This is a genomic window from Shewanella sp. A22 (genome assembly GCF_053850585.1).
The window spans coordinates 1-9,489 of the sequence record NZ_JBSQBN010000154.1; the positions used below are offsets into that span (position 1 = coordinate 1).

General features: G+C 38.7%; 7 protein-coding genes. 2 read left to right on the forward strand and 5 right to left on the reverse strand.

Going from position 1 to position 9,489, the window contains the following annotated elements; genetic code table 11:
- Positions 1-271: 271 nt before the first annotated feature.
- From ACWXWT_RS18630 to pssA, 5 genes are all read right to left on the reverse strand, one after another.
- Entirely contained in the window at positions 272-547 is a 276-nt protein-coding gene (locus ACWXWT_RS18630) for a hypothetical protein (protein WP_456043073.1), read from the reverse strand.
- Entirely contained in the window at positions 544-2,553 is a 2,010-nt protein-coding gene (locus ACWXWT_RS18635; RefSeq protein WP_456043074.1) for a RecQ family ATP-dependent DNA helicase, read from the reverse strand. Before ACWXWT_RS18635 ends, ACWXWT_RS18630 begins: the two co-directional genes overlap by 4 nt.
- A gap of 86 nt (positions 2,554-2,639) precedes the next feature.
- Positions 2,640-2,993 (reverse strand): hypothetical protein, encoded by a 354-nt coding sequence (locus tag ACWXWT_RS18640; RefSeq protein ID WP_456043075.1) that lies wholly within the window; start codon positions 2,991-2,993, stop codon positions 2,640-2,642.
- A 159-nt stretch (positions 2,994-3,152) separates the two neighbouring features.
- Positions 3,153-3,953: a tRNA-uridine aminocarboxypropyltransferase gene (locus tag ACWXWT_RS18645; protein ID WP_456043076.1), complete on the reverse strand. Its 801-nt coding sequence runs from the start codon at positions 3,951-3,953 to the stop codon at positions 3,153-3,155.
- Positions 3,954-4,022: 69 nt separating this feature from the next.
- Positions 4,023-5,363 (reverse strand): CDP-diacylglycerol--serine O-phosphatidyltransferase, encoded by a 1,341-nt coding sequence (pssA, locus tag ACWXWT_RS18650; protein WP_456043077.1) that lies wholly within the window; start codon positions 5,361-5,363, stop codon positions 4,023-4,025.
- Positions 5,364-6,080: 717 nt separating this feature from the next.
- On the opposite strand from pssA, the gene dacB reads away from it, so the two are divergent.
- Positions 6,081-7,718, forward strand: coding sequence for a D-alanyl-D-alanine carboxypeptidase/D-alanyl-D-alanine endopeptidase (dacB, locus tag ACWXWT_RS18655; RefSeq protein ID WP_456043078.1), 1,638 nt, complete (start codon positions 6,081-6,083; stop codon positions 7,716-7,718).
- A 147-nt stretch (positions 7,719-7,865) separates the two neighbouring features.
- Positions 7,866-9,278 carry a TonB-dependent receptor gene (locus tag ACWXWT_RS18660; protein WP_456043079.1) on the forward strand — a complete coding sequence of 471 codons (1,413 nt, stop codon included), beginning with the start codon at positions 7,866-7,868 and terminating at the stop codon, positions 9,276-9,278.
- The last annotated feature ends 211 nt before the right edge of the window (positions 9,279-9,489 follow it).

Here is a 9,489-nt window from a genome sequence, read left to right on the forward strand (position 1 = left end):
CTCAGGTATTCCACTTCTGTGTTACATCGATTTAAAAGGGAACAACCATTTCTACATCAATGTGCCTTGAATTGAAAAACCTGAGAGACTCTGAACTGACCAGATATTTAATGAGATTGGTATTAGACCAAGATACCAAGGCAATTATATGCTAAATCACAGATCCACTGTTTTTGCAGTTTACAATGCATTGTCGAAATGAAGTTGGTACTAATGCCAGACCATCAACATGGCATTAGCCCACGCACCAATCAGTTAAACATCAAATTTCTTAGTATCGACGCACTCTTACGACTTGCATGATTTCAATTTCAAATCCAGCAACCACTTCTTTTGATGGGTAATAAATTAGATTCACTTTTTGATCTAACAAACTCTTGAAACGTTGTGGGCGTTTGTATTTAAATGGCACGTCGCAATCTTTAATCATTAACGTTTGTAATACCCAATCTCCAACTTGTCGTTGAATATGAGATACCACGGTCACACCTTCACTTTGTATTAAATCACCATGTCGTTTTAACAATATTTCAGGAACCGGTTTCATGAATTCACCCTATTAACAGTATCCAGAATATCTTGATATCGATAAGCACTAAAACGTCCAAAGCCATCTAATTGTTTTACTTTCAAACGACTAAACATTGGCATAATCATACCAGCAAGAAATTTAGCCTGCGTAGCAATGGTTGGAGTGGGTAACGATTTTGCTTGAGCGACTAATGTAAGTGGTTCAAGCAATGTTGTCACTGTGGCCGAGTCTGGTAACGGAGCCAAAGCTTGTTTTGATAATACTGCTATTTGCCCACGACAAACACTGCAATGCCCACAAGATTCTGGCACCGAGTAATCATCAAAATATTGAGCTAAATTAGCACTTAAACAACGATCAAGTTCGAAAAAAGCAACTAACTTACCAATGCGCACAATCTCTTTATGTTCATTGTCACTAAAATAGTGACTAAGCTGTTGTGTCAATAATTGCAATTGTTGCGGAGTCGATAAAGCCTGCTGCTGTACATCATACACTTGAGTGATTTTTTTTGTCTCAAGAATAATCAAATTTTGTTCAGCTAAATAATCTAAGGCAGCAACAACACGCTGACGCTCACAACCATGTTGTTGATATAAACTATCAAAATCAAGCTGTCCCCACACTTTTTTAAACTGGGTATGTGCAAAGATTAGCTTAAGGAACTCTTGGCGTCGCTCATTAAAACGGTTAAGTATTGCCTGTTGATCTTCAATGAAACGATATTTAAATTCTGCAAAATATGCATAACTAGGACGCATAATGCCTAATAATTCTAACTGGACAAAAAGGGTCTTCAAAGGTAAAGAACGTATATTGCATGCCGTAGACAATGCTGTTTCTTGTACTTCCCAACGTCCATTATCAGTTTCACTGGCGATAATATCTAAAAGTTGACCTATATGTTGTGGTTCTGGGGTGTCGCCATAAACAAAGTTTTCAACCGTATTTAATCCATCTAAATTTGCTAACGTAATACAATGGGATAATAGCCCATCTCGACCTGCCCGACCGATTTCCTGACTGTAATTTTCAATTGACTTAGGTAAATCGAAATGGATAACAAAACGAATATCCGCTTTATCTATACCCATACCAAAAGCAATAGTTGCCACAATAATTTGGATTTGATTATCCATAAATTGTTGTTGAATTTTTTGCCTGATCGGTTGCTCCATGCCAGCATGATAAGCGGCAACATTAACGCCTTGACGGATTAAGTGAGCGGCTACGTCTTCAGCCGTTTGCTGTAAAGTTACATACACAATGCCAGCACCAGTAAACTCTTTTACAATTTGTGTTAGCTGACTGAGCTTTTGCTGCTGACTCACTGCAACCACTGATAAATCTAAATTCGGCCGATAAAACCCCGTTTGCACCACCTGTTGCGCTGACAAATTAAAACGAGATGCCATATCCATTTTAACTTGCTCTGTTGCTGTTGCTGTTAATAACAAACATTGAGGTATGGCAAACTCTTGGCAATATTGAGGGATTTTTAAATAGTCAGGCCGAAAATTATGACCCCATTCAGAAATACAATGTGCCTCATCGACCACCAGCAAGGAAATCGATACCGATTTTAAAAACTGTCTAAAACGCTCATTTTTAAATCGTTCAACTGACACCATTAAAATACGTGTTCTTTGTTCACGAATATTACTTATAACCTGCTGTGTTTGCTCGTAAGTTAAACTTGAATCGATACTCGCGGCAGCAATACCTTTACTGGCTAAAAAGGCTAACTGATCTTTCATTAATGCCAGTAAGGGAGAAATAACCAAAGTCAGATTTGGCAATTGCTGAGCGCAAAATTGATAACACAGAGATTTACCTGAACCCGTGGGGAAAATAGCTAAGGCTGAATGTCCCGCTAAAACCGTTTCGATAACCGCTTGCTGCCCCTCACGGAATTCATTAAAACCAAATTGTTGCTGTAAAAATTGATGTAATGCCTGATGCTCAACAGTGCCAAGAGCGGCAATAGTCTTCAACGTGTCATTCTGTGCTGAGGGAGTCATAATAAATCCTGTTATTAACCCCAAACAACAATAGGATTAAATTATTAACGTTTAACGAAACTCGACTGAGCACAAATGGCTAACACTTAACGTTTACGAGCAATATATTGATTAATTAATTGGGTCAATTTATTTTCAAAACGTTCTTCAATTAGATCGAGATCCTGTTCAAATGAGCCGATGAACTTAACGGCTTTATCGCGCGATAACACCTTTCCTGCAAGGCTGTATTGCATTTCAACTAAGCTTTTGTCAAAACGAGGGGCAATAAACCAATGACATACATCAGCATTTAAATTAGCCAAAGCACGTTCAGATATTTGGCAAAAAGTGTCAATATGATCAACGCCATCTGGCCCTAAGCAACCTGGTTCAAGACGGCACAAAATAACCAATTTTTTAGGATTTATTTCTCTTGCAGTATTAATCAACTCTTCCATAGCTTGTACGACATTGTCCTTAAAACGGTAGATGATAATGATATCAATTCAATTGTGATAATGTTATTGGGCTATATTGGGCCTTGGGCGTTCGATTAGCATCTCGTAATTGGGCCCAATATGCAACCATTTAGCGATGATATGACTCGTTTAGTAAGACTATTTTCTGTCTTTATGACTAGTGTTTAAAGCCTGTTCAAAAGCATCAATAAATTCTGTTATTGGTGTTAGTGTTTCTTTGGCCCGGCGATTACGCCCTAGCAACGACGATTCAACAAATAAATCAAACCAAGTAGATAACGCTTCAGCATTTTGTGGTTCGTGTGCAGCGGCTAAAGCCAATGCCGCAACCTCAGCAGTACCGAGCTGAAAATCATGGCTTCCTTTACGCAACGAATAAGTCGCTAACGTTTCTGGTGCAAAAGATAACACTGGCATTTGATGCAAATATGGGCTTTTACGGTACATTTTAATCGCCTCTCGCCAGCTACCATCAAGCATCACTAATAATGGTGTTTTCTGCTGACCTTGTTGCGAGGATAAACTCTCGGCGGATATATGCTCGACAATGGTTTGGTCGTTCTCAACATATTGTTGTGGGAAAACCAGAAAAGGCTGGTAATAAGGATCACTTAATAATGCTAACATTGCGTTATTGGGATTGGTACGAGTCCATAAAAATGCATGTGTATCTGGTATTAAATCCGCAATTAATCTTCCACTGTTAGTCGGTTTTAACACTTCATCATTATACATAATCAACATAAAACTCACGTTAGTGCGTAAATATTGACGATGCTTACAAGTGCAAAATAATTCACCCAAAAGGCATAAATTACACCTAACAAGTTTCTTTCCCCGGGCACCAAAGGGTTTGGTAGACAGTGTTTTACGGTACTCATAGAGGCGGTGTACTGCATGGATAGGTGATTTAATCGTTTTGCTTAATTGCGCTGGCATCAGGTGCTCTGGAGTGAAAAAAATTCACCACCATTTATAGTGGTGAATTAATAAGGATACTTTAATGTATTATAGAATACGGCGCAGTAGAAAGTCAGCTTTTAAACGTCGTATTCTATTCATGATTTTTTTCACCGGCTTTGGGTATTTTTGTAATGTATCAATCTGGCTATAATGAAATAACCGTTCAGTATGTTGCAAAATAAATTGCTGTTCTTGCTGAAATGATTGTTTCCAGCACCCTGAATCATCATGTAATAATAATCCATTTTCTAAATCTAAAGCCCAAGCTCGTGGATTGAGATTAGAACCGGTAATCAGATGTTTTCGATTATCAGCACTCACCCCTTTCAAATGAAAACTATTTATGCCGTCTTTCCACAAATGGATGTTTAGTTGTCCATTCTCAATCGCCCATTGCTGGTTTTTAGCAAACTTCCGCAACGATTGTTCATACATATATGGCAAGGCGCCAATGGTTGAAAAATCTTGTTCAGGTGGAATATAAAAGTCATTAGCCGTTTTGTCACCAACCACAATATCAATTTTTTTACCTGCCCGCAGGTGACGTGCCAAAGCTCGCGTTAAGGTTGTTGGCGGATTGAAATAAGGTGTACAAATAAATAATTCTTGTGATGAAGTATCGACTAACTCAATGACCGTGTCGTTCAATTGATTACTCTTTCTCCCTAAACCTACCAATGGTGTGACACGGTTACCTTCTGTAGTAGATGTATATTGGTATCGAGCTTGAGACAATCGATGTTTAAAACTCTTAATGTCATTTTTTTCTGGATTATCTTCAACATCAGCATGTTGACTTAATATACTGACGGCAGGATCACTGATTATGTTTTGTTTAATCATATCGCGCATACAACGCGCCAACTCGGGGCTGTCGATAACATGATATCGGTCGAAACGGTATTTTTCTTGTTGTTGCAAATAAATATTGTTAATGCTGGCGCCACTGTAGATAACCGTGTCGTCGATAACAAAACCTTTTAAATGTAACACGCCCATAAATTCACGAGACTTCACAGGTACCCCGATAATATCAAATGGATGTGAGGCTTTTCCCATTAAGTCGCGGTATAAAATGTAGTTTCCACTGTCACTTTTTTGGCCAATCAATCCTCTGCGAGCACGATGGTAATCGACTAATACTTTGATATCTAATTGTGGTTTCAGGGCTTTTGCGTCTAATAACGCATGCAATACCTCACGTCCTGCTTCATCATCTTCGACATATAATGCTGCAATGTAAATTGAAGATGTTGCCGATGCAATTTTAGTCAATAATGCTTGCTTAAAATCCTTTGGATTAAGCAACCAAGACACGGCATCTGCATTTAAAGCAATACCACCTAGCTTATCCAGCAAGGCATCCTCCTTAAAATGGGTGACCATTACGATATTCAGTAATGAGATCAAATTTTAAAATAGCACGTCAATAATCTATACAAGCGCGCTATTTAATATTCAGTAATGTGTAAGCATGATATTTAGAGGGCAGCATTAAAACTCCCTTTATCATAGCGTTCATTTATCTTAATTATGTGATTTAGATAGTATGTCGACTATGTCGTAAATAGATAACAAATCGTCATTATGCTATCGAAGCTAATCTGCTTATGTATGCCCTTAGCATTATGTCTGGAAATGCCATATGAATTCTGGGAGCATACTTCAGCATATATCAGCACTGACGCTACGTTAAATATGTGTTAGCCCGTCAGTTAAGCTGATAGAAATTACCGATTAACAAGGTGATGAGCAAGATTTTTCTCACATAGTCGGTGTTTTATTGTATTTGTTTGTCGATATAATCAACTTTTTAGCAAAATTGCTCGCTTACTAACCTCTTTCATTAAGTACTAGAGTGAGGTTATTTTTGTTGTTGAATCAATTTAAAAGCCAATCATGACGACTAAAAGGAGTGTTTACTCTTTATTTGTTTATTGCAAGCCAATAACCTCGTTAGCGTTTTTCAAGTCACAATCTTAATCACAAAGTGATTTACAGGCTTCATAGCACCCCCTGAAAAATCGTTAGATAAATACATATCAGGCAACGACAGCATCAGCTAAAATACTAAAATGTTTATGCTTGTGATGTAGGCTTTATATGAATTATTTGCTGTTCAGTTTACAGTCGTCTGTTTCAGATTTCCGTTACCGCTATTGTAGTGTAGGGCTACTGCTACTCATCTTATTAAGCATTCCATATACAGCCGTTGCCAATTATCCACTTAATCAACAAAGCATGGCCAAAGCACATCTCGACAACGATCAACAACCAGCAGCATTGTACCTTAAGAATATGTTGCAGTTATTAAAACCAACACATTCGCAACTCGGTATTACCGTGTGGGATATGACAACCCAACAATCAGTTTTTGAGTACAATAATCAGGCGTTGATGCAGCCCGCAAGTATTCAAAAATTACTCACGGCTTTAGCCGCAACCAAACAATTAGGGAAATCTTTTACCTATCAAACACAGTTAACTACATTGGCAAAACAACCTCTGGATAGCAGTCAGATTGATAATGGTATTTATGGCGGTGATCTTTATATTGCATTCAGCGGTGACCCAACATTAACATACCAAAACTTGCAGCAATTATTCGCTCCATTAAGTCAGCTAGGCATCACAGAGCTGACCGGAAACATTGTCTTAACGAGTATTCAAGATCCTCAATTACAGGCACCAGGATGGGTTTGGGACGACTTAGGCATTTGTTACGCGGCACCAATTTCACCATTCATCATTGATAAAAACTGTGTTTATGGCCGATTATCTACTTCGGGTTACAATAAAGTGGCTAATATCACCATGATGGGGACACCTCCCATTGAAATCAGTAATGATGCTTATTTCGTCACACCACACATTACTCTTCCAGCGGTTCAACCTGTAGGTAGACCGTTAAGCAAGAATAATGCAGTAACAGACCAATTAGACGATCCCGTACCACAATGCCACTTATCTTTAAGCCGATTTGACAATAATCGCTATCACCTTAGTGGTTGTCATGTTGGGGCCAAATCATTACGACTTGCGATTGCCATTACCGATCCGCAACTTTATGCCAAACAGATTGTGACTAAACAACTTGCTGAACTAGGGATTGTACATCGACGCCCTATTACGGTATCAAAAAAGCCCCAAGAATCTAGGGGGCTTGCCCAACAACAAATCATTGCAAGTCATCAATCCCCCGCATTACCCGAATTGCTTGAAACCATGTTACTAAAATCTGATAACTTAATTGCTGACAGTTTATTAAAAAAATTGGGTGAGGCTTATTACCAAACCCCTAGTGATTTTACTCGCAGTAGCCAAGCATTAAAAACCATTCTCTACGCGATAGGTATCGATTTAACCAACGCAAATATTGCCGATGGCTCAGGCTTATCTCGCTATAACTTACTCACACCAGAACATGTATTAAGCGTACTAACCACTCTTTATCAACAACCTGAGTACCACTTTTTGCTCGAACTTTTACCTGAATCGGGTGTGAGTGGTACTCTACGTTATAAACGGTATTTCAATAAGTCGCCGTTGAAGCATCATGTTTTTGCTAAAACCGGTAGCATGTTGGGTATTGCTAATTTAGCGGGCAGAGTCAATGTCAGTAATGGTCATGATTATTTATTTGTGTTGTTTGAAAATGGTATAAGCCCACACATTAAAAAACAGCAAAAGGCGCCTTTTTCTGCTGTTTTTTTACAAACAATGATGGATGTACCAAGATAATCTCCGATTTGAATATCTCGACCAGTTGGTCGTCACTAACAATCAATTAACCTTAATTTGTCTATTAACACTAGCGCATATTTTCACTTGCTATAACATTGATATCCATAACCTTAAAATATCAACGTTTAATTGTGTGGAGATATTATGGACAAGCAAGTCAGTTCGCGTGGCACAAAAGAGAAAGCTCTCAGGTTAAATTTAGACGAGAAAAAATACGGTACCATCGTCGAAATTGGTGCCGGACAGGAAGTTGCGCGTAATTTCTTTGTGGCCGGAGCCGCAGCGGGCACAATAGCGAAAACCATGTCGGCCTACGATATGAAGTTCTCTGATGCTATTTATGGTGTCCAAGAAGACGGACGATATGTGAGCAAAGCACGAGTGCTAGCAATGATGCAGCAAGAGTTTGATTTGGTCGTTGACCGAGTAGGCCCTATTCGTTCAAAGTCTTCACGTTACTTTGCTTACGCTGCAACCGTTGCAGCCAAAAGTTTTAATCGTAAAAACGAATGCCATGCATGGTGTGGCGTACGGATCCAAATGTACCCAGGTGCCGAGCCATCAAATATTATTGTGCATGTACGTATGTTTGATGACACAGCCGAAGCACAACAACAAGCATTGGGCATTTTAGGGGTTAACCTCATTTACGCCAGTTACTATTATTTTGAAGACCCAAAGCAAATTATTGACTCTCTAAGCGACAGTTTAAAAGCCAATCGAATAGAAATTGAGTGTATAGACTTTCAAGGCCCCTACTTTGAAGATGTCGATAACCAAGCAAAGAACATTCATCTTATTCGCAGTTGGAAAACACGTGCCATCATGTTTAAAGCTGATGGCAGTGTTGCTGTACCAGCCGATATGCTCTACAAGAAAAATGTACTCACGATTCGCGGATCATTTAAACCAATAACAAAACTGAACGTTGATATGATTGAACAAGGTTATAAAGCCTTTTCAACGTTAGAGGGTGTAACGGATAAAAGTACAGTACTTATCGCTGAAATATCGCTTAATGACCTACATGGTAAAGATGCCAACATGACCGAAAAGGACATCATGGAGCGTGTTAAATTACTTAATTTATTAGGCTATAACGTGATGATTTCTGATTACACCCGCTATTTTTCATTACGCGCGTATTTTCGACAGTATACTCAATTACAAATCGGCATTGTGGTTGGTATGGTTAACATAAAACAAATTTTTGATGAAGAATATTATCGCGGTATGGAAGGCGGTATCCTTGAAGCTTTTGGTAAGTTATTTCCTGACAACACTCGTTTGTTCGTCTACCCAGAACGGGATGATAAAGGTGAACTTAATGATTTAACCACCGTCAGCGTACCCAATAACCTACGCTATTTGTTTCGCCATGTACTCGATAACGGCTTTATTACCAGTATTGAATCAAGCAATCTTGATCTGTTTAATATTTTTTCACGAGAAATATTACAGCAAATATGTCGCGGCCAAGGCGAATGGGTCAATGCAGTACCTGAAACAGTTAGTCAGGCCATTATGGAGCAAAAATTGTTTGGTTATCGCGGTTAAATAACGTTAAGAATCCAACGAATATAATGTTCAGATGATAATACCAATCTCATTAAATATCTGGTCAGTTCAGAGTCTCTCAGGTTTTTCAATTCAAGGCACATTGATGTAGAAATGGTTGTTGCCTTTTAAATCGATGTAACACAGAAGTGGCATACCTGAGAGACTCCATTCTGGCGGGTTTCAAAGTCCTTTATGCTTCGTTAGATGC